Source organism: Gluconobacter sp. ESL1110 (assembly GCF_058107395.1).
This window is the reverse complement of the sequence record NZ_JBYLUK010000008.1, coordinates 154,434-175,153: the sequence shown is the minus strand read 5'-3', so window position 1 is coordinate 175,153 and position 20,720 is coordinate 154,434. Positions and strand designations below refer to the sequence as shown.

Here is a 20,720-nt window from a genome sequence, read left to right as displayed (position 1 = left end):
AATGAGAAAGCCGGGGGTCTCCCCCCGGCCTACCGTCTTACTTAACAGGCTGGATCACTGGCTGTGTCTTGTCTTTGCTGAACTGCGGTACATATTTCCCAGACTGATCTGAATATGTTGCCGAACTGCTCTGCGGAGGTGTCGCGGGCGGGTGGAAAGCAGAAACAGGGCCAAATGGTCCAGCGTTTACACGATGCATGGTCGATTCACGCTGACGTGCACAACCACGGGTAATGATGGAGCAAATACCGTCTGTTCCGATATATTCGTCGTCGTTCCCGGTGTAATGCACCTCGGAAACGCGATCATGGTCAAGACGAAGCACCATACGGCACGTCGTACCGCCGCCGCCAAAAGCGGATTGATAGATGCTGATGATTGACTGTGCAGGAATAAGGCCGGAATCCGACGAAATCGTCGGCGTGCTCTGGGTTCCATCGTACTGCCAGATTTCCGTTGTATCGTTCAGCTTCTTCGTACTGCCCGGAAGACCAGCACAAGCCTGAACATCGTAGCTGGTCATGCCGACCATCTCGAACTGGGCCTTGTGAGCATTACGGGAATCGAAATATCCGCATCCGGAAAGGGTAACGGTGGCTGCAAGTGCTCCAAAAACACGGAGGACGGAGGGGCGCATTCTGTCTCCTTTGCGCAAGGTCAGGATGACCCGCCCTAAACCTCCGGGCACAGCCGGGGAACAGGGCGAAAGATTGGAAGAGCCCGGTTTCTACAACAGGAATACCATTCAGGGTAGGGGAGATGGGTTCCTTTCAGGGTAACGATGAGCTACAGGGCAAGACCTTGCCAAAACTCAGGAGTGCCACCCGATGGCCGATATGACCCCTTCCGAAGTGACACGCCTTCAGACGACATTGCAGCGTCTTCTCGGCTCACAGAAACTGACAGTTACCAAGCCAGCCCGTAAGGGAATGAGTGTTGAACTCGCGGTCGCAGGCGAAGTTATCGGCACGGTGCACCGTGACGAGGACGAGGGCGAGGTGTCCTACGCCATTCACATCACTGTCCTTGAGGAAGACCTTCCTCCGGCCTGAACGGCCCTTTGACTCAGGGCCGCGGGGCAGACTGCGGCAGATCGAACCGCGTGATTTTCCAGCCCCAGTGCTCGAATTTCATATGCAGGACGAACGGTGTCTGCCCCGGTTGGTCCACCTGCGCCTCGAACTTGTTGAGGCTCACGAAATGGGCGTGCAGGCCACCCCACACAGGCCAGCCCCCTCCAGATGACATGGACGCATCTGCGGGCATCAACTGATGTGCGGTTGTCATCAGAGTGTTAGGGGACAGTTCCGTATCAATCGCGTTTGATATGGCATTGCCCGCAAAAGAACTTCCAAAATCCGGCAATTCATCCTCTGACGCAGGTGCGGGGGGTTTAAACTGCTCCTTGAGGGAATGGGTAAGCGACGTCCAGTCCACATGCGGGACAAGACGCGCCGGGTTATTTCCCTTCATGGCACGATCAATATCCCACAGCGCCAGATAGGGGGAGATGGCATAGGCAGCGAGTGTCGCGCCAAGGCCAACGCCGAGGCCCTGCCGTGTCCGGGAAGTTTTTTTCCAGAAAGAATTCTGCATGGTCGCGCCTCCGCACAAACCCCAAAATCCGGGGAGATGTGGACAATGATGAATCTAACGTCTTTCCGTCTCAAAAGTCAGCAATTATCTTGAGACCATGACTCTTGATTTTTCCGACGACGAGCTTGAGCGATATTCCCGCCACATCCTGCTTCCCCAAGTCGGGGCCATCGGGCAGGCACGGCTGAAAAATGCCTCCGTTCTGGTTATTGGGGCAGGAGGGTTGGGGGCGCCTTTATCCCAACAGCTTGCAGCCTCGGGGATTGGCCGGATTGGACTGATGGATCATGATATTCTGGAACTCAGCAATCTTCAGAGACAGGTTCTGTACGGCACGAAAGATATAGGTCGCCTGAAAGTAGAGGCTGCCGCTGATCACCTCAGCGACATCAACCCTCTGATCACGGTGAACACGCATGCTGTCAGGGCTACTGCTGATACGTTGAATGACGTCGTTCCAGAATATGATCTGGTTTGTGACGGAACTGATAATTTCGAAACACGCCTGGCCGTTTCGGACGCCTGTGTCCGGCATGGCAAAACGCTCGTCTCCGGCGCGGTTCAGGGGTTTGCAGGACAACTGGCTGTTTTTCGCCCTCAACATGGTGGACCGTGTTATCGATGCCTTTTCCCCGAGGCGGCTGAAACCGAAGCTGCCACCTGCGGCCAATCCGGCGTTCTGGGCGCTGCGACAGGCGTCATGGGAAGCCTGATGGCTGTGGAAGTCATGAGGGAAATCATGGAGCTTGAGGGCCGGGAGGACACGCGCCTCATGATGTGGGATGCTCTTGCCGGTACTCTGAGAAGCTTTCCTCTGGCCAGAGATCCGGCGTGTCCGGTTCATCCTTCTACGCAATCGGGTCATCACGCATGACAGCACCCATGTTCATCACGCTTGCAGATGATTCCTGGCAACGCGCACATTATGCGCTGATCGTCGCGGCTGGCGCATTGTCTCTGGGGCGCACGGTAACGATTTTTGCTGGTGGCAGAAGCGTTCATGCTCTCGCAAAAGACTGGTCAGGCCTGAAAGACATCACCTCCGATGCCGAGCTGGACAACAGAGGCGTCGCCAGCTTCCGGGATTTGCGTGAAGCTGTCATTGAACTCGGAGCACATCTTATGGTCTGCGAAACGGGGCTTGCGCTCACAGGGCTGACACCAGACACTCTGTGTGAAACAGTTTCCGTTCGCGGTATTGTCACTTTTCTGGAGCAGGCCGGAGACCGACCGATCCTTGCACTGTGACCTGTTTCCCGTATCCAAATCGCGATTTTCGTCATTTGGTGGCTTGCCGAAACTCTCCACCCTTGGCAGGGATGCGCTCATGAGAACGCTTGTCACTCCTCTGTCCCGAACCCTGCGCTGCCGTCAGCTTCTGCTGTCTTTCGCAGCGGCAACGGCCCTGATGGTCATTTCTCCCGCAGAAGCGGCCCATCATAAGCATGACCATGCGATCAAGGCCGATGCGAAAGCTGCCAAAGCCCCGCATGCGAAGAAAAAGCCTTCGAAGAATACGGGTGATACTGCCAGTTCTTCCAAAAAAACCCATCACGCCGCACGACATACGACTGTCACGCGTCATGCCGCGCCTCTTGCTGCCGGAGTAGCAGCGGGTGCCGCCGGGGCTGCGGCTGCCAGCGTAACCCAGGCGCCAGCGCCATCCCCCGATGCTCCACCAGCTGACGCACCGACCGACAAGGGAAGCAACACGGGTCTGCCTCTGCCGCGCTACGCGGCATTAAGAGCCGACAAAGTTTACATGCGCCGTGGGCCCGGGGATCGGTATCCGATTGACTGGGTCTATCACCGCCGCGGTCTTCCCGTCGAAATCGAACGCGAGTTCGATGTCTGGCGCCTGGTTGAAGATTCTGATGGGCAGAAAGGCTGGGTACATCAAGCCACCCTTTATGGCAGCCGTACCTTTGTTATTCCGGGACTTCCACCGGAAGGTGTGAAAGCACAAACTGGTGAGGCCTCCGAAAAGGACGGAGACCATATCGGTCGCGCAGATGCGCGCGTTCTGGGACATGTTGCGACTCAGGAAGAAGCCCGCGCGCATAAAAGTGATGTTCTCCTCATGAGCCATCCGGAGGAAGACAGCAGCGTGGTTGCTGTCCTTCAGCCGGGAACTGTAGGGAACATCAAAGCCTGCCCACAAAGTTCTCAATGGTGCCACGTGGTCGTCAAAGGCTACGAGGGATGGCTGCCACGTCGTCTGTTCTGGGGACTGCTCCCTGGCGAGACGATTCAATCCAACTGATTTTCCTAGCGAGGACGCCACTCCATGACATCCAGCTCCCATCATCGTCGTACGCGGATCGTCGCAACTCTTGGTCCGGCCTCATCCTCGCCCGAGATGATCCTGTCTCTGGCTGAGGCCGGGGTAAACGTTTTCCGCTTGAACTTCTCTCATGGTGCTCATGAAGATCATGGCGAACGTCATGCAGCGATCCGTGCGGCAGAAACGAAAGTGGGACGCCCTCTCGCTATTCTGGCTGATCTTCAGGGACCGAAACTGCGTGTTGGCGTATTCGAGAACGGCCCGGTCATCCTTGAAGAAGGAAAGCCTTTCCGGCTTGATCTGGATAAAACCCCGGGCAATGTCGATCGTGTCTGCCTCCCACATCCGGAAATTATTTCGGCAGCAAAGCCCGGAAGCCATCTTCTCCTCGACGACGGCAAACTCAAGCTGCGTGTCGTTAATGTTCTCAATGGTGCGCTTGAAACGGAAGTTGTTATTGGTGGCAAGCTCTCCGAGCGCAAAGGCGTCAATGTTCCTGACGTCACGCTGCCAATTCCTGCGCTGACCGAAAAGGATCGCAAGGACTTCGACTTTGCGCTCTCGCTGGGTGTGGATTTCATCGCGCTTTCCTTCGTGCAGCGTCCTGAAGACGTCGAAGAAGCTCGCGAAATCGCCAAGGGTCGTGCAGCGATCGTCACGAAACTTGAAAAACCTCAGGCGATGGAAGATCTAGAGCGCATCGTGCGCCTGTCTGACGCCATCATGGTGGCACGTGGTGATCTCGGTGTAGAACTCCCGCCAGAGGAAGTTCCCGTTGCCCAGAAGCGTGCCATTACCGAAGCACGCCGTCAGTGCCGTCCTGTGATCGTGGCAACGCAGATGCTTGAAAGCATGATCGAAAGCCCGACACCAACACGCGCTGAGGTTTCAGACGTTTCCAACGCGGTTTATGATGGGGCTGATGCTGTCATGCTTTCGGCTGAAAGCGCAGCGGGTAAATACCCGATTGAAGCCGTTTCCATCATGGCTCGCATCGCGTCTCGCGTGGAGCAGGACGTCGAGTGGCGCCTCCGTATGGACCGTGCCCGTCCAAAGCCCGAGGGGACCGTTCAGAACGCCATTGTTCAGGCGGCCTGGCAGGTCAGTACGGCTCTGAGCGCAAAGACCATCGGTGTCCGGACACAGGGTGGCGGTGGCGCACTCCGCATGGCCCGCGAGCGGCCCCATTGCCCCATTCTGGCTGTCACACCTCATCAGGAAGTCGCACGGCGGCTTTGCATTGTTTGGGGTGTGTTTCCACGAGTTGTGGAGAAAGAGCATATCGCCCAGAGCATAGAAGAACTGGCAGAGCCTACTGCGGCCATGGCATGTTCTATGCAGCTTTGCCGACCTGGCGATCATGTTATTGTTCTGGCTGGCCTGCCTTACGGCGTTGCTGGAAGCACAAATACGCTTCGTATCATAACGGCCTGATTTTAAAATATTTCTTCCATCCAGACTACTCTGGGTGGAAGAAACCCAAATGATTATGCCTGTCGGTTTTCGATCAGTGTTCGTCTGATCCTGCGTCCCCGTTCAATACGGGTTGTAATAGCGGCTTCATCGCCTTCCCGGATTGCCTGCGCCATGCCTTGAGCATCTGCCACAAAGCGATCAAGGGTCTCCAAAAGAACATCCTTGTTGGCGATGAAAATGTCCCGCCACATCACCGGGTCCGAGGCAGCAATACGTGTGAAGTCCCGAAATCCTGAAGCAGCATAATCGAGAACGGCAGCACGAATTTCTTCGGAAAGATTATCGGCCGTGTCGCAAATGGTAAACGCCAGAAGATGAGGCAGGTGGCTCACCATAGCGCAAATACGATCATGCTTGTCATCAGACAGGATTTTCGTTCTGGCGCCGCACAACTCCCAAAGCTTCTGGATCTTCTGAACAGCTTTTTCGTCTGCACCCTCGGGCGGAACGAGTAGAGACCAGCGGTTTTCAAACAGAGTCGAGAAACCTGCATCCGGTCCAGAGTGCTCGGTACCCGCCATTGGATGACCGGGCACATACGCAACGCCTTCTGGCAGGAGGGCCTGAATCGTAGGACCAAGCTGCCCCCGAACCGAGGCTACATCGGTTAAAACAGAACCCGGCTTCATGTAGGGAAGGATAGCACGCGCTGTCGCTTCAACCGCGCCAACCGGCACGCAGATCATGACGCATTCGGCCTGAGCCGCAACAGCCATGCTGTCTGTTACAACATCCGCTATCTTCAGGTCTCGGACACGCCCCAGCACTGCTGGGTTAATGTCCGCTGCAATCAACGTGTCTGCCAGGAGACCCGTTTCGCGCGCACGACGCAGGACAGAAGATCCAATCAGTCCGGGACCAACAACGGCAAGAGATCTGAAAAGGGCCATCAAAGAATACGCGGCGACGTTGCAAATGCGGCGCCGTCCTTATCTTCGGTTTCACGAGGAGACGAGCCGTCTTTCTTGCTACTTGCGGCCATGACGGATGTTGTTGTCTTCAAAACGGATGTCACAGTCTTCTCTGAAGACGAGATAGAAGTGCCGCTTTCCTTGCGAAGACGGCTCATTTCAACAAACTGCCAGCCGAGAAGGACAGGAATACCGATCAGAATATCCCTTCCACGGCGCAGTAGGGATAGACTCAGAGAAATCTGTGAATCAATTCCGAAAATCAGACCAAGAGCGACATAGGCTGCTTCCTGCACTCCCAGAGCCGCTGGGACAAGAAACCCTGCTGACATGATCCCGCACACGACACCTTCAATAGCGAGCGCTGACAGGAATCCGACATGCGCTCCCAGAAGAATAAGCGCGATCCATGTCAGCAAAGCCCCTGCGATCCAGCAGAGGAAATGTGACAATGCTCCCAGCATGATCCGGTCCGGGCGGCTCCACAGAGCTTCCAGACGGGCCTGAAAAATATCGGTGTTTCCGATCAGGCTTTCACGCCAGTCAGCCGCAATATGACGTCCAAAGAACATCGCAGCCTTACGAACCATCGACCCGCCACGATGCTGGGTCCAGATAAACCCTGCGATCCCGAGCGACAGAAGAACCATGCCACCCATCAGCGGCCAGATAAACCGCGCAGCTCCCTGATGACCGACAAGGCAGAGGATTGAAACCAGAATGAACGCAATCTGCCCAAGAACCTCGGTGGTGATATCTACCAGATTGGACGCCACGCCTTCAGGCCAGTGCAGATCTTCCCCATCCACCGCCTGAGCACGGCGCCCTGCCAGAGTGGCCCGAACGCCGAGCACCATTCCACCAAGCTGGGAAAAGGGCAGGCAGGCCCCGGCTGCATCTCGCACCAGACGCGCGCCAATCAGTCTCAGGAGACCGATCTGGGGAACGGAAGCCTTCCAGGCGATACCGAGTCCAATGTCCACCACGAGTTGAGCCATGACCAGAAGGAAGAACCCTCCGATACCGACTTTTCCAAGAGCTTCCATAACAGGATGAACGCCTGCTTTGGCTGCAATGAATGTGAAGAGAACCACGCCCAGAAGGGAGAGGATAATGGGGAGAGTTTTTTTCAACGTCTTCGTCACATGCCGTTTGCAACACGCTCTAACCCACAGTTCTCCAATATTCCAGTCTTGCAGACGCTTTCCCCCGAAAGCCAGCAGCAGTAAGGTACGCGAAAAATTTCAACCTGTTGCTGATGAACCAAGGAGAAGATTGCCACCATGAACGATGTCACACTCGTTACAGGGGCTACCGGGTTCGTCGGTTCTGCTGTTGCCCGCGTGCTCCGGGAACGTGGGCACCGCCTGCGTTTGTTTATTCGGGAAAACTCGGACCGATCCAACATTACAGAGCTCGACGCGGAACTTGCCATCGGAGATCTTTCCGATCCCTCGACTCTTCCGGCAGCGCTTAAAGGCGTAAAAATTCTTTTCCACGTCGCGGCTGATTACCGACTCTGGGTTCCGGACCCGGCAGTGATGATGAAAGCCAATGTGGAAGGGACACGGAACCTCATGCTGGCTGCCCTGGAGGCCGGCGTAGAGAAGATCGTGTACTGCTCTTCCGTTGCGGCCCTTGGGCTCAACAAGGACGGTACGCCGGCAGATGAAGAAACCTACGTCACGGAAAGCACCGTTATCGGGACCTACAAGCTTTCAAAGTACCGGGCAGAACAGGAAGTTCTGAAACTGGTGCGTGAAAAGGGACTTCCTGCAATCATCGTCAACCCCTCGACGCCGATTGGCCCGCGCGACATCAAACCAACGCCTACAGGTCAGATGATCCTCGATTGTGCATCAGGTCGGATGCCAGCCTATGTGGAGACAGGCCTCAACATCGTGCATGTTGACGATGTTGCCGAAGGGCATGTTCTGGCGCTTGAACGCGGCAAGATCGGCGAGAAATATATTCTCGGCGGGGAGAACATGATGCTGGGGGATCTTTTTCGTCTCACGAGCGAGATTGCCTGCGTCAAACCGCCCCGCATCAAGCTCAGGCAGTCGTGGCTTTATCCGGTGGCTGTCGTGTCCGAATGGTTGGCCCGTGGATTTGGCATTGAGCCGCGTGTCACCCGTGAAACACTCGCCATGTCTCGGAAGCTGATGTTTTTCTCTTCGATGAAGGCGCAGAGGGAACTTGGCTATACCCCCCGGCCTGCAAGGGACGCCATAGCGGATGCCATTTCGTGGTTCCGTCTGCATGGACGGATGAAATAATGCTCTATGGAAGTGCACTCACCAGCCTTGGCGCCTGGATCTACCTGACGCTCTTCCATGGAAAATTCTGGCAGGGTGGACCCGTTCTCAAACCTTCCGCTGCTCCGCCCTGCGCCCCGGACGTCGCAATCGTCGTTCCGGCGCGGGACGAAGCCGAGTCGATTGAAGCGTGTCTGACGTCGCTGCTTGAACAGGATTATGACGGGAAACTGTCGGTCATCCTGGTAGACGATAACAGCACAGATGGAACAGGCGATCTGGCCCGCGCCCTGCCTGACCCACACAAACGTCTCACCGTCCTGACCGGTGCTTCGCGTCCTGCCGGGTGGAGTGGCAAGCTCTGGGCTGTCAATCAGGGCGCGCAGGAAGCACTGAGCCACATTGGGCCTTACGGATACATCCTGCTAACCGACGCAGACATCATGCATGCGCCGAAGCATCTTTCGACGCTTCTCGCCAAGGCCCGTGCAGACGATCTGGATCTTGTTTCCGAAATGGTGGCTCTGAATTGTGAGAGTTCTGCAGAGCGCTTGCTGGTTCCGGCCTTCGTCTATTTTTTCGCCATGCTGTACCCCTTTGCATGGACGGCAAACGAGCGATCCAAAATCGCAGGCGCAGCAGGAGGGACCATTCTGCTTCGTCGGCGCGCACTGGAGCGGATTGGTGGCATTGAGGCTATCCGGGGATCACTCATCGACGATTGCACCCTTGCAGCGCATGTCAAACGCTCCGGCGGCCGCCTCTATCTGGGCCACAGCGCGCTCGCATGGTCGGTTCGACCATATCGTGGCGCGAAAGACATCTGGGAAATGATTGCCCGGACGGCTTATGTCCAACTTCGGCAGTCGCCGCTCCTGCTTCTTATGACCATTTTCGGAATGACGCTGATCTGGCTCCTTCCGATCGGACTGACCATTTTTGGGAAAGGACGTACAAGGAAGGTTGGACTACTGACCTATCTCCTGTCCTGCGCTACATTTCTTCCAACCCTGCGACGGTTCGGACTTCCCTTATGGCGCGCACTGCCGCTGCCGCTGATTGCCGCCTTCTATATGGCCGCAACCATCGGCTCGGCGATCGACCATCACAGGGGCGTTGGCGTGCGCTGGAAAAATCGCTCCTATACGGATGAGGCATCGTGACAGAAGACATCTGGGGGACGAAAGACGTCACCTCTGACAAAGGCAAAACCGACGAGAATTTCCCCGTTGGTTCTTTGCTGATTTCCCGCCATCTCCGCCCGTATGTTCATACCTATTACAATTTCGCCCGCGTGGCGGATGACATGGTGGATACATCCGAACTAACCCCGCAGCAGAAAATTGTCCGACTGCGTGGGATGGCCGCCGTCATCAGAGGAGAACTACAGGCTCCGCAACGAGCCGATGCCCAGACAGCGGTGAAACTGAGAGACGTTCTTCTCAAAACGGGCGTACCGCTGGAGACAGCGACAGATCTTCTTGAAGCATTCTGCATGGATGCAGAGAAAACAAGATACGAAAGCTGGCAGGAACTCCTGCATTACTGCCGGTATTCCGCCAATCCCGTCGGTCGGTTCTTATTGCTGCTCCATGCAGAAGGACACGAAACGCTTGCACCTTCAGATGCTCTGTGTTCAGCGCTTCAGGTGATTAATCACCTGCAGGATGCAGCAAAAGATCTTCAGGTTCTGGACCGCTGCTACATTCCACTACCCTGGCTTGAGGAAGAGGGCGTTACTATTGATGACCTGAGGCTGGTACGCAGCAAGCCCGGCCTGAGACGGGTTTTCGACAGAATGCTAGATGGCGTGGATGCACTGAATCGCGAAGCACGCGGTCTTCCGATGCTAATCCGGGATCGGCGGATGCGGCTGGAGGCCGCTGTCATTGTGGAACTGTCGCATATTCTGGCAAAGCGACTGCGTCGTCAGGACCCAGTGGCCGAACGGGTTGCTCTTACAAAAGCTGACGGGGCGAAAGCTTTGCTTCTGGCAATGCGCTACTGGCCAACCCACTAAATAAAAAAACGGGAGGCCAGAGAGCCTCCCGTTTTGAACTATCAGCCGATGATGCGGTCCAGTGCCGCACAGAACTTCTTCATTTCACTCATCGAGCCAACCGTGATGCGGGATGCGTTCGGCCAGATCGGCCAGGAGCGCCCGATAATGATGTTTTCCTTCAGGAATGCATCCTTGATCGGCCCAGCAGGCCGCTTCCAATCAATAACGAACATATTTGCATCAGACGGGATAAAGCTGATTCCCTTCTTCTGAAGATGGTCGTAGGTCATGGCGCGGGCCGCAATCATCTCACGACGACGGGCATCAATATCGGCCTTCATGGTGAGGCTCTTCGTGCCACAGACAACCGCCGGAATCGGCAGCATATGCGTCTGGTTCACGCCATCATAGCGCATCATTTTTTCCTGAAGGGCAGGGGCAGCTATGCTAAACCCAAGACGTAGCCCCGCCATTCCAAACATTTTGGAGAATGTGCGCAGAACAACGACATCTCGACCTTCAGCAACAAGCGCAACAGCACTCGGAGCATTAGAGAAGTGAATGTAAGCCTCATCAACCAGAACGATGGAATCTTTTGGCTTGTTTGCGACCAGCCAACGAATATCTTCCAGCGGCGTCAGTGTGCCGGTCGGATTATTGGGCGAACAAATATAATAGACACCTGCGTTTGGATCCGCCTTCAACATCGCTTTCACGTCGGTTTTGTAACCATTTGACGCGTCCAGCGGCACTTTTTTTAGCGGAATTTTAAGCCATTCAGACGCAACCCATCCCGCTTCATAGCTCGGATCAGCCGTCACGAGTCCACGGGTCGGAGAGCAGAATGTCACGATTGTACGACAAAGTGGATCGGACGAACCGCCCCAAGGTATAATGCAATTCTCTGGGATATTTTCGACTTTGGCAGCGGTGCTGATCAGATCTTCGCGCGTATGACCCGTAGGGTCGTAGCGGTTTCCTTCGAAAACCGCAGAGGCACCAGCCTTGGCCGCAGCCGGAAATGGGCCGGTCCAACACTCATTGCTGCCAATACGGACCATCTTGGTCACATCGCCAGGCGGGAGAGCCGTGAGAGGGGAGGCTTCAGCGCGCCCTACGATAGACCGTACCGCCATGCCTGCACTCAGAAGTGCAGCTACGCGGCCCAGACTACGACGGGAGTAACCGCGTGAAAGGAGATCATCTTTTGCTTCAGAGGACAGGCGGTCGGTCATGCTCGGTTCACGCTCCTAGAATGTCTGAAAACATAATAGAAACGAAACGATCTAGCTGTCAAAGGTCCAATTGAGCTTTGATTCAATATTCAGGATTCTGTTTATCCACGGGGATCGACGTGGGTTGCCCTTCTGCGCCAGCGTAAGTCAGCAAAAGGATGGTCGGCTCGTTTCCTGACACACCACGATGAACGTCATTCACAGATTCAGCAAAAGCTTCTCCCTGATGAAAAGTCTGGCTCTTGCCACTTTCCTTATCCTGAATTGTCAAAGAACCCTGCAAAACATATCCCGCGTTCGGAAACGGGTGCTTATGCCAGGGCAGGGCCGTATGTGCCGGAATTGTCAGGCGAATCATGCTGAGTTCCGGCTGGGACGTCGTATAGGGCGCGTAGGCTACGCCGTTCCATGAATGCGTGGCTTTCAGAAGATGATCGGCATGAGCTTTGGCTGACGACGATTCTGCTTGAGCCACAGAAAAACTCGAACACATAGCGATAGTGGCAAGGAAGAGACTGAACTTCATGGGACCTCCTGATGGAAGGGTGTTGCCTTTTGGCATCATAGGAACGTATGGCATCCCATTCCGTTCGAGCCGACTTTGTGACAGGCCCATTTGGCGTTAGAACGCAGCATTTCTGAAACAGGACAGGGGACAGACATGGTTTTCAGCAGGGCGCGTGCTTCTTCCGGTCTTCCCTGCGCACAGGCCGATCTTGACCATGTGGAGCATATCGTCACTGCATCCGGCACGTCTTTTGCCCGTGGCATGAAGGTTCTGCCGGCAGCAAGACGTCAGGCCATGTTCGCAATCTATGCCTTCTGCCGCGAGGTAGACGATATTGCTGACGGTGATGCTGGCGTTGCAAATCCGCTGCAGGCTCTGCAGGAATGGCATGACCGCATTGAGCGCCTTTATAAGGGTGAAACGCGCGATGCTCTGGACCGCGTGCTTGTAGCGACCATCTTCCGTTTCGATCTGCGGGCTGAAGATTTCCACGCCATCATTGATGGAATGGCCATGGATTGCGGTGATCCCATCATTGCACCAGATGAAAAAACGCTTGATCTGTATTGTGATCGCGTTGCGTCAGCAGTTGGCCGGTTGTCCGTCCGGGCGTTCGGCGACTCTTCGCCGGCTGCCGATCTTGTCTCTAAGCATTTGGGAAGAGCGCTTCAGCTTACGAACATCCTGCGAGATATTGCTGAAGATGCCGAACGCAGCCGTCTCTATCTGCCGTCAGAACTGCTCGAACGCTTCAATGTTCCCAGCGATCCGAAAGAAGCCCTGTACGCTCATGGTCTCGATGGCGTAGGCCGCATCCTTGCCCGGCGCGCCCATGATCATTTCCGGGAGGCACGCCGTGCCATGAAGGACTGTGACCATAAGGCGATGCGTCCGGCGCGTATGATGGCAGCATCCTACGAACCGGTTCTGAATGCTTTGGAAAAAAGAGGGTGGAAGAACCCTGAGGCGGTAGCAAAAGTCAGCAAAGGCTGGCGTGCGGTCCGCGCTTTGGCGGCATATGTGAAATAAGCCCATGAGCCACGTTCATATCATTGGTGGCGGCCTGGCGGGTCTTTCCGCAGCCGTCGAGCTTGCCGCACAGGCAAAGGTCACGATCTACGAGGCAGGTCCGGCCTGTGGGGGACGAGCACGTTCATTTCATGACAAGACACTCGATGCCCTGATTGATAACGGCAATCATCTGATCCTGTCTGCAAATGGTCTGACCTTTCGTTATCTTGATATTCTTGGCGCCCGTCACACATTGAGCGGCCCGGGTCTTCCAATTTTTCCCTACTATGATCTGCAGGACGATCTGGCGTGGACACTGCGTTTGTCCAAGGGAAAGATACCGTTCTGGGCACTTCCGGGTGGTCGTCGCGTGCCTGGCATGAAGCTCTCAGAACTTGCGTCTCTGGGACGCTTTCTGAAAGCCAATGACAATACGGTCGTTGAAGATTGCCTCAAACCGGGTCAACTTAGCCGCCGTCTTTTAGAACCCTTTGCAATTTCGGTTCTGAACACAGACCTGCACACAGGAAGCGCGCTGCTCCTGGGAAATGTGATCCGCAAGTCTCTGGCGCAAGGTGGGATGGCGTGCTGTCCCTGGTTCCCTGAAATCGGACTTTCCGAAACGCTGGTGGACCCGGCTCTTGCCTACCTGCGGCGCTATCATGGAGAAATCCGTACCGGTGTGCGGGTCAGCGCAATCGAGCGTGAAAAAGGGCGTGTTACAGCCATCGAGACCACAGAAGGGCGAATTGAGCTTGGCCCGGAAGATCATGTCATCGTGGCTGTACCCGGACCTGTGGCACAAACCCTGCTTCCGGAAATCATTGCTCCTGATGCTTTCGAAAGCATCGCGAATGCGCATTTCAAGCTCTCGGCTCCCGTCAAAGCACGGGGCGTCGTCGCGCAGGCACGATTTGTCGGGCTTGTCGGGGGTATTTCGGAATGGATCTTCCTGAAGGGTGACGTCCTGTCCGTAACAGTCAGCGCCGCCAATCGCTACGCCGACCGCGACAGCAACGAAATGCTGGCTACGATCTGGTCTGAAATCAGACGCGCGCTTGATCCCGTTCTGCCTCAGCCCCTGCCTGTTGCGATGCCTCCAGCACGCCTGCTGCGTGAGAAACGGGCTACGTTTGCCGCAACACCTGAGCAAAACCGCCGTCGCCCTACTGCCAAAACCGATACGGCAAACATGGCGCTTGCCGGAGACTGGACGAACACAGGCCTTCCTTCGACCATTGAAGGGGCAATCCAGTCAGGATTGGCGGCAGTGAGTGCCCTGGGTTTCCGTTCAGCCATAAAACACACGGAATCGTGAGGCGCGCTCACAAAGCTATGCTTGTAACACCACTCCCCTTGATGAGGGCTGCATGTCCCGGAAGACCTGAATAATGTTGATCTATCCAGACGAAAAAGAAGACCGCATGAGCGAGACCCTTTCCCACAAGCCCATTGAGGGAGACGACGTCACTCGTGCGATCGAGGGGGCTCATGCGGCTCTTGGCAAACGTCAGAAGGACGATGGGCATTGGGTTTTTGAGCTTGAAGCCGATGCCACCATTCCTGCTGAATACGTTCTTCTGGAGCACTATCTGGATCGGATCGATCAGGAAAAGCAGGACAAAATTGGCGTTTATCTCCGTCGCATTCAGGGCGAGCATGGTGGTTGGCCCCTGTACTTCGGTGGCGGCTTTGATCTCTCCGCAACGGTCAAAGCTTATTTTGCCCTGAAGGCCATTGGTGACAGCATTGACGCGCCGCATATGCGGCGCGCACGTGAAGCCATTCTGGACCATGGTGGCGCAGCTCGCTCCAACGTCTTTACGCGTATCCAGCTTGCGCTGTTTGGGGAAGTTCCCTGGGACGCGACACCTGTTATGCCGGTTGAGTTGATGCTCCTCCCCAGGAAGGCTTTCTTCTCTGTCTGGAACATGTCTTACTGGTCTCGCGCGGTGCTCGCTCCCATGCTGGCTGTGGGAGCTTTGAAGCCCCAGGCCATCAACCCGCGCGGCATTCATATACAAGAATTGTTCGTCAAACCGCCTTCTGAGGTCAAAGACTGGATACGCGGGCCTTACCGCTCTATCTGGGGGCGCGCGTTCAAGCATCTGGATACGGCGTTACGACCAGTCCTGCCACTCATCCCCAAGACAGTTCATGACAAAGCCCTCAAGGCGGCCATCAGCTTTATCGAGCCGCGCCTGAGCCGGGGCGGCCTCGGTGCAATCTATCCTGCCATGGCTAATGTGGTCATGATGTATCGTGCCCTTGGTGTGCCGGACAGTGATCCGCGTGTTGTAACGGCATGGGAGTCCATTCAGGATCTTCTGGTTCACAAGGATAACGAAATTTACTGCCAGCCCTGCGTGTCTCCTGTCTGGGATACAGGATTGTCCGGTCTGGCCATGATGGAAGCCGCGTCCGGCGCGCATCCAACGAAACGTGACGAAACACTGGCTAAACTGAAGAAAAGTGCCGAGTGGCTGAGAGATCGTCAGATCCTCGACGTCAAGGGAGACTGGGCAGTCAACACGCCGGATTTGCGTCCAGGCGGATGGGCTTTTCAGTACGAAAACGATTACTACCCGGACGTGGATGACACAGCTGTTGTCGGCATGCTGCTTCATCGTGTTGACCCTGAAGAAAACCGCGAAGCGATTGAACGCGCCCGTGAATGGATCATCGGGATGCAAAGCACAAATGGCGGCTGGGGCGCGTTCGACGTCGATAATGACCTTGAGATGCTGAACCATATTCCGTTCTCGGATCATGGTGCACTCCTTGATCCCCCTACGGCAGACGTCTCGGCCCGGTGCATTTCCTTCCTATGCCAGCTTGGCCATCCGGAAGATCGCCCGGTGATCGACAAGGCGCTGGAATACCTGCGCAAAGAGCAGGAAAAGGAAGGATGCTGGTTTGGACGCTGGGGGACGAATTATATCTACGGCACATGGTCCGTTCTGTGCGCGCTGAACATTGCGGGAATTACATACGATGACCCCATGGTGAAGCGCGCTGTGAACTGGCTGGAAGATATTCAACGTTCGGACGGCGGCTGGGGCGAGGATTGTGCGACCTACGAAGGTGCACCTCCGGGCATTTACAAGGAAAGCCTGCCATCCCAGACGGCTTGGGCCGTTCTGGCCCTCATGGCTGTGGGACGTAGGGACAGTGAAGCCGTCAAGCGCGGCATCAACTTCCTGATGTCCCAGCAGGATGGGAACGGGGAATGGCAGGAAGAAGCCTATAACGCCGTTGGCTTTCCGAAAGTCTTCTACCTTCGTTATCACGGCTACAAGCAGTTCTTTCCGCTCCAGGCCCTGTCCCGATATCGCAATCTGGGCACCAGCAACACGGGCCGAGTGGAATACGGTTTCTGATGCTCGGTATTCTGGTTGGAATGAAGCAGGAAGCGCGCATTATTCGCCGCTTCCTTCCTGATGCCCCCATTGCCTTGAGCAATGCAACAGCATCTGGCGCAGTGGAAGGTGCTGCACGGCTTGTTCAAGCAGGTGCAAGCCGGCTGTTATCCTTTGGCTGTGCCGGAGGTCTATCCTCCAGCGTTATGCCGGGAACGATCATCGTTGCAGACCGGGTTGTTGTTCAAGGCACGTCCTACGACGCGAACCTTGCCCTGAGCAGACGCTTCGGGGCCGATCATGCGCGACGTGGAGGTCTTCTGCACAGCGACACCCTGATCGAGACAGCAGAAGAAAAAAGCCGTCTGTACGACCAGACCCGCTGCGTTGCAGTCGATATGGAAAGCGGCGCGGTTGCTCAGACGGGCAAACCCTTTGCTGTTCTAAGGGTGGTTTGCGATGATTCGGACCGGAATCTGCCACCTGCAGCTCGTGATGGCCTAAAAGACGGAGCCATTTATCTGCCCGGATTGCTTGGTTCTCTTTTGAGACACCCACGGCAGATCCCAGCCCTCATGGAACTGGGACGGGATGCCGCAGCGGCCCAGAAAGCCATTGCCTTATTTCTAAAAACCTATCCGCCGCAGTTTTGAGAAAACGGTCGCACCGGCGAATGCAGCGATAACACCTGCCGGAACGAGCCACGGGAAGGCGATGGGGTGCCCATCAAGACGCACCATCGCCAACAGACCCAACACGGCAATCGATACCAGAAAACCAGCAATTCCGCTTACTTCGTCCCGCGAATGTGCAAGCATGGCCAGCAGGAAAATGCCTAACGTCGCACCGTAGCTGTAAGATGCTATGGAGAGACCGAACACGACAGCAGAGCCGGTCGGGTGCGAGAACAGCAAAGCGGTTGCGACCAGCAAAACAGCCCAGAACGATGTCGCCACCCGCAGGGAGAGCGTGTTTTTAGGAAAGAAGTCACTTCTAGTTGCCGCGGCCATGGAATTCATGGCGCTGGAAAGCGATCCCATTGTCGCGGCTAAGATACCCGCGATCAGCAATCCGCGCAGAATTGGCGGTAACGTCAGAATAAACTTCGGAAAAAGTGCATCTGGCGCGCCCTGATACTCTGGCCAGAGAACATGCAGCCCAACGCCTATAAAAGAAAGCAATGCGAAGAGAAGCGCCACGACAAAGACGCTTCCGATCATCGCAGCACGGGCGCCTCCAAGAGTTCTGGCGGCAAGGCAGCGCTGTAGCATCAACTGATCCGTCCCGTGAGACGCCAGGGAGAGGATCGCTCCCCCCACCACGGCACCCGTTACCGAGAACGGGTTGGTGAAAGCGGGCAAACCGGATGTGAAGAGTGGGGCGGCATGAAAGACGGCAGGACCAATACGGTCAAACAGCACAATGCCGCAGGCAGCACTTCCGCCCAGATAAAGAACAAGCTGGAGCGTATCGGACCACACCACAGCCTTCAGACCACCCGCCAACGTGTAGGCCAATGTCAGCACGACGATGCCCATGAGCAAAACGAAGTCAGGGACGGGGTATCCGATACTCGCAAACAGGAGGGAGACGGGAAGCATGCCTGCATAGAGGCGCACCCCCTCCGCCAGAAGACGTGTCAGGAGAAATGTGCCAGAGACGAGCTTCTGAAGACGATGCCCAAAACGCTGCCCGACATACCGATAAATGGATGTGGCGCCGCGTTCATGAAGCGGCAGAAACCATATCGCAACGGCAATGCGCCCAAACAGGTATCCCAGAGCCAGCCCCAAGAAGACATAGCCATGTAGAAAGGCAACGCCGGGAACACTAACGATTGTGAGTGTTGATGTTTCTGTGGCCACCAGTGATAGGCATATGGCCCAGGGCGGCAAATCCTTGTGAGGCTGCCGCGCCAATATTAGCGCGAAGACGGGCAGGGAGGCCAAGTACAGCAGGATTACGGTCAGGCTCTGGATCATCCTGTCCGTTCTGTAGCCGCAACATGTTTCGGTCAAGCGTGCAAACTGATGAGCGCTTCTGAAAAGCACTCATCAGAAGGGAGGTTAGTCTTCTTCGGTCAGACGTTCGGGACGAAACCCGGTAGCGATGACGTACAGCTCGCTTGATTCTTTTCTGGAAGCAGGCGGCTTGACGTGTTTGACGGAAGCGAAGGCCAGTTTCATGGAGTCAAGCATCTGCTTTTCAGAGCCGCCCTGGAAAACCTTGGCAACAAAGCTGCCACCTTCGGCAAGAACCTGCATGGCAAAATCGAGCGCACCTTCGGCAAGCCCCATGATGCGCATATGGTCGGTCGCTGCGTGACCGGTGGTATTGGGAGCCATATCAGACATCACCAGATCAGCAGGGCCGCCAAGAATTTCCTTCAAGCGGTCCGGCATTTCAGGATCGGTGAAATCACCTTCAATGATCTCGGCTCCACTCACGGAATCGACGGGCAGGAGGTCAACGCCCGCAATATGCCCTGCACCACGCTTGACGGCCACCTGTGACCAACCACCTGGCGCTGCACCAAGATCAATGACGCGCGCGCCTGGCTTGATGATGTGAAAGCGGTCATCAATTTCGATCAGCTTGAAGGCGGCACGAGACCGCCAGCCCTGCTTCCGGGCGGCAGCCACATAAGGGTCATTCAACTGACGGTTCAGCCAGCGCTGCTGGGCCGTCGTGCGGCCACGGGCAGTACGGAGCGTGACGACCTTGTTACGGGCTGTCTGGGATGTAGAGGCGTCCTGTGTGGCATCAGCAGCCCCGGGGGCGGCTGCGCTCTTGAGAGCTTTTCCAGGGATGCGCTTGGGTCCCGTATCCTTTTTAGAAGAACCGGAGCGGGATCTGGGCGGCTTCATATCGTGGCGTAATTCCCGAGAGGGCCCCTTGAACGGGGCGTGACATGACGATAGGGCCTGCGGCGTTCCCGTGTGAAACGCTGGCCATGATCGCGGGCCATACGCAGGAGCATGCCATCACGCAACCCCCGATCGGCAATCGTGACCTCTTCTATAGGCCATGCGCGGTGAATTGCCTCGAAAATTGCGCAACCCGGGAGAACATATTTCACACGATCCTCTCCCACGCATGGATGGGCGGAAAGATGATTTCTCGAAAGCCCGCGTAACGTATTGATGGCTTCGCGCATGACGTCACCCGGCAACGTCAGGCCATCAATCGCCGCACGATTATAACGGGGCAGAGAAAGAGCCACGCCAGCAAGGGTCGTCACAGTCCCGGAGGTTCCCAGAAGGCAGGCATTTCCCTGCGTGATTTCCCTCCGGATCCGGTGAATATTCTCGAAATCGGCCAGATGGCTCTGAACGTAAGACACCATCTCCTCATAAGAAGAACCGTGCCCCTCGCCGAACATTTCCTGGAGGGTAATGACGCCGACAGGCATACTGGTTGTGCCGATCAGAGTCTGGGACTTGCGAGCCTGATCCACCCGGACCCATGCAACTTCGGTTGACCCACCACCAATATCGAACAGAACGCCACGCTCAGCCCGGGCAGGGGCATGAGACGGCACGCGGAAAAGCGGAGAGCAGCTTTCAAGAGCCAGCTCGGCTTCTTCGCGAGCAGTAATGATGTCGATCGTCAGGCCGATTTCGCTCTGAACACGTTCAAGGAACTCGCGACCGTTGACCGCCTTGCGGCAGGCTTCCGTTGCAACGGCCCGAACGTGGGAGAGGGGCCATTGCTTCATGCGTTCCACACAGATCCGCAAAGCATCCAGTGCGCGCGTCATGGACTCTTCCGCCAGACGGCCACTCAGACGTAGCCCTTCGCCAAGACGAACGGAGCGGTTGAAGCTATCAACCACACGGAAACCATTGGCTGTTCCGGCAGCAATCATGAGACGGCAATTATTGGTTCCAAGGTCGATGGCGCCAAAGAACGGTCCGGCCTGACGGGTACTAGACGTCCGTACTGACGCCTGACCTGATAGCCTGTGCTCCGTTCCTTGCCTCATCATCTTGTTTAGGCTCCCGATTTGCCCGTTTTGGGACCTTGGATAAGCAGCATGAGACGGGAAAACGTCTGACCGCAAGAAAAATATCAGTTTTT

Annotated in this window: 21 protein-coding genes; 12 read left to right on the top strand and 9 right to left on the bottom strand. The window is 56.0% G+C overall.

Annotated elements, in window-relative coordinates; all coding sequences use genetic code 11:
• Nucleotides 1-37: 37 nt before the first annotated feature.
• The gene (locus AC3B6F_RS09495; protein ID WP_023942295.1) at nt 38-637 is read right to left on the bottom strand and encodes a hypothetical protein; all 600 of its coding nucleotides are present in this window, start codon (nt 635-637) and stop codon (nt 38-40) included.
• Between the two features lie 190 nt (nt 638-827).
• Between AC3B6F_RS09495 and AC3B6F_RS09490 the strand changes: the two genes are divergently transcribed.
• On the top strand, nt 828-1,052 hold the full coding sequence (locus AC3B6F_RS09490; RefSeq protein WP_010501823.1) for a DUF3126 family protein: 225 nt from the start codon (nt 828-830) through the stop codon (nt 1,050-1,052).
• Between the two features lie 13 nt (nt 1,053-1,065).
• On the opposite strand, the gene AC3B6F_RS09485 is transcribed toward AC3B6F_RS09490, so the two are convergent.
• Nucleotides 1,066-1,596 carry a DUF2939 domain-containing protein gene (locus tag AC3B6F_RS09485; RefSeq protein ID WP_061931007.1) on the bottom strand — a complete coding sequence of 177 codons (531 nt, stop codon included), beginning with the start codon at nt 1,594-1,596 and terminating at the stop codon, nt 1,066-1,068.
• A 97-nt stretch (nt 1,597-1,693) separates the two neighbouring features.
• Here AC3B6F_RS09485 and AC3B6F_RS09480 point away from each other — a divergent pair, with 97 nt between their 5' ends.
• From AC3B6F_RS09480 to pyk, 4 genes are all read left to right on the top strand, one after another.
• Nucleotides 1,694-2,470 (top strand): HesA/MoeB/ThiF family protein, encoded by a 777-nt coding sequence (locus AC3B6F_RS09480; protein ID WP_489824159.1) that lies wholly within the window; start codon nt 1,694-1,696, stop codon nt 2,468-2,470.
• The gene (locus tag AC3B6F_RS09475) at nt 2,467-2,844 is read left to right on the top strand and encodes a DsrE family protein (RefSeq protein ID WP_489824158.1); all 378 of its coding nucleotides are present in this window, start codon (nt 2,467-2,469) and stop codon (nt 2,842-2,844) included. Before AC3B6F_RS09480 ends, AC3B6F_RS09475 begins: the two co-directional genes overlap by 4 nt.
• Before the next feature lie 79 nt (nt 2,845-2,923).
• The gene (locus AC3B6F_RS09470) at nt 2,924-3,859 is read left to right on the top strand and encodes an SH3 domain-containing protein (RefSeq protein ID WP_489824157.1); all 936 of its coding nucleotides are present in this window, start codon (nt 2,924-2,926) and stop codon (nt 3,857-3,859) included.
• Between the two features lie 24 nt (nt 3,860-3,883).
• On the top strand, nt 3,884-5,314 hold the full coding sequence (gene pyk, locus AC3B6F_RS09465; RefSeq protein WP_489824156.1) for a pyruvate kinase: 1,431 nt from the start codon (nt 3,884-3,886) through the stop codon (nt 5,312-5,314).
• A 53-nt stretch (nt 5,315-5,367) separates the two neighbouring features.
• On the opposite strand, the gene AC3B6F_RS09460 is transcribed toward pyk, so the two are convergent.
• Together AC3B6F_RS09460 and AC3B6F_RS09455 are read right to left on the bottom strand one after the other, a co-directional pair.
• Nucleotides 5,368-6,246, bottom strand: coding sequence for a prephenate dehydrogenase/arogenate dehydrogenase family protein (locus AC3B6F_RS09460; RefSeq protein WP_489824155.1), 879 nt, complete (start codon nt 6,244-6,246; stop codon nt 5,368-5,370).
• Nucleotides 6,246-7,412 carry a lysylphosphatidylglycerol synthase domain-containing protein gene (locus AC3B6F_RS09455; RefSeq protein WP_489824154.1) on the bottom strand — a complete coding sequence of 389 codons (1,167 nt, stop codon included), beginning with the start codon at nt 7,410-7,412 and terminating at the stop codon, nt 6,246-6,248. Before AC3B6F_RS09455 ends, AC3B6F_RS09460 begins: the two co-directional genes overlap by 1 nt.
• Nucleotides 7,413-7,550: 138 nt before the next feature.
• Here AC3B6F_RS09455 and hpnA point away from each other — a divergent pair, with 138 nt between their 5' ends.
• The 3 genes from hpnA to hpnC are packed head-to-tail and all read left to right on the top strand — an operon-like array spanning nt 7,551 to nt 10,545.
• Entirely contained in the window at nt 7,551-8,546 is a 996-nt protein-coding gene (gene hpnA, locus AC3B6F_RS09450; RefSeq protein WP_489824153.1) for a hopanoid-associated sugar epimerase, read from the top strand.
• A complete protein-coding gene (locus AC3B6F_RS09445; RefSeq protein ID WP_489824503.1) occupies nt 8,546-9,688 on the top strand; it encodes a glycosyltransferase in 1,143 nt (380 codons plus the stop codon). The genes hpnA and AC3B6F_RS09445 overlap by 1 nt, the downstream gene beginning before the upstream one ends.
• Nucleotides 9,685-10,545 carry a squalene synthase HpnC gene (gene hpnC, locus AC3B6F_RS09440; RefSeq protein ID WP_489824152.1) on the top strand — a complete coding sequence of 287 codons (861 nt, stop codon included), beginning with the start codon at nt 9,685-9,687 and terminating at the stop codon, nt 10,543-10,545. The genes AC3B6F_RS09445 and hpnC overlap by 4 nt, the downstream gene beginning before the upstream one ends.
• A 41-nt stretch (nt 10,546-10,586) precedes the next feature.
• Here hpnC and AC3B6F_RS09435 read toward each other — a convergent pair whose 3' ends face one another.
• Nucleotides 10,587-11,762: a pyridoxal phosphate-dependent aminotransferase gene (locus tag AC3B6F_RS09435; RefSeq protein ID WP_489824151.1), complete on the bottom strand. Its 1,176-nt coding sequence runs from the start codon at nt 11,760-11,762 to the stop codon at nt 10,587-10,589.
• A gap of 82 nt (nt 11,763-11,844) precedes the next feature.
• The gene (locus AC3B6F_RS09430; RefSeq protein ID WP_426066521.1) at nt 11,845-12,288 is read right to left on the bottom strand and encodes a cupin domain-containing protein; all 444 of its coding nucleotides are present in this window, start codon (nt 12,286-12,288) and stop codon (nt 11,845-11,847) included.
• 135 nt (nt 12,289-12,423) lie between these two features.
• Between AC3B6F_RS09430 and hpnD the strand changes: the two genes are divergently transcribed.
• The 4 genes from hpnD to AC3B6F_RS09410 all read left to right on the top strand — a co-directional run bounded on the left by hpnD (nt 12,424) and on the right by AC3B6F_RS09410 (nt 17,293).
• Nucleotides 12,424-13,299: a presqualene diphosphate synthase HpnD gene (hpnD, locus tag AC3B6F_RS09425; RefSeq protein WP_489824150.1), complete on the top strand. Its 876-nt coding sequence runs from the start codon at nt 12,424-12,426 to the stop codon at nt 13,297-13,299.
• A gap of 4 nt (nt 13,300-13,303) precedes the next feature.
• On the top strand, nt 13,304-14,599 hold the full coding sequence (hpnE, locus tag AC3B6F_RS09420; RefSeq protein WP_489824149.1) for a hydroxysqualene dehydroxylase HpnE: 1,296 nt from the start codon (nt 13,304-13,306) through the stop codon (nt 14,597-14,599).
• Nucleotides 14,600-14,705: 106 nt separating this feature from the next.
• Nucleotides 14,706-16,661 (top strand): squalene--hopene cyclase, encoded by a 1,956-nt coding sequence (shc, locus tag AC3B6F_RS09415; RefSeq protein WP_489824148.1) that lies wholly within the window; start codon nt 14,706-14,708, stop codon nt 16,659-16,661.
• The gene (locus tag AC3B6F_RS09410) at nt 16,661-17,293 is read left to right on the top strand and encodes a hypothetical protein (protein ID WP_489824147.1); all 633 of its coding nucleotides are present in this window, start codon (nt 16,661-16,663) and stop codon (nt 17,291-17,293) included. Before shc ends, AC3B6F_RS09410 begins: the two co-directional genes overlap by 1 nt.
• Here the strand turns inward: AC3B6F_RS09410 and AC3B6F_RS09405 are convergent.
• The 3 genes from AC3B6F_RS09405 to AC3B6F_RS09395 form a co-directional block, all read right to left on the bottom strand.
• Complete coding sequence (locus AC3B6F_RS09405; RefSeq protein WP_489824146.1) at nt 17,267-18,622, bottom strand: sodium:solute symporter family transporter; 1,356 nt, start codon at nt 18,620-18,622, stop codon at nt 17,267-17,269. The genes AC3B6F_RS09410 and AC3B6F_RS09405 overlap by 27 nt on opposite strands.
• Before the next feature lie 84 nt (nt 18,623-18,706).
• On the bottom strand, nt 18,707-19,507 hold the full coding sequence (locus AC3B6F_RS09400; RefSeq protein ID WP_489824145.1) for an RlmE family RNA methyltransferase: 801 nt from the start codon (nt 19,505-19,507) through the stop codon (nt 18,707-18,709).
• Complete coding sequence (locus tag AC3B6F_RS09395; protein WP_489824144.1) at nt 19,504-20,628, bottom strand: Ppx/GppA phosphatase family protein; 1,125 nt, start codon at nt 20,626-20,628, stop codon at nt 19,504-19,506. Before AC3B6F_RS09395 ends, AC3B6F_RS09400 begins: the two co-directional genes overlap by 4 nt.
• Nucleotides 20,629-20,720: the final 92 nt, after the last annotated feature.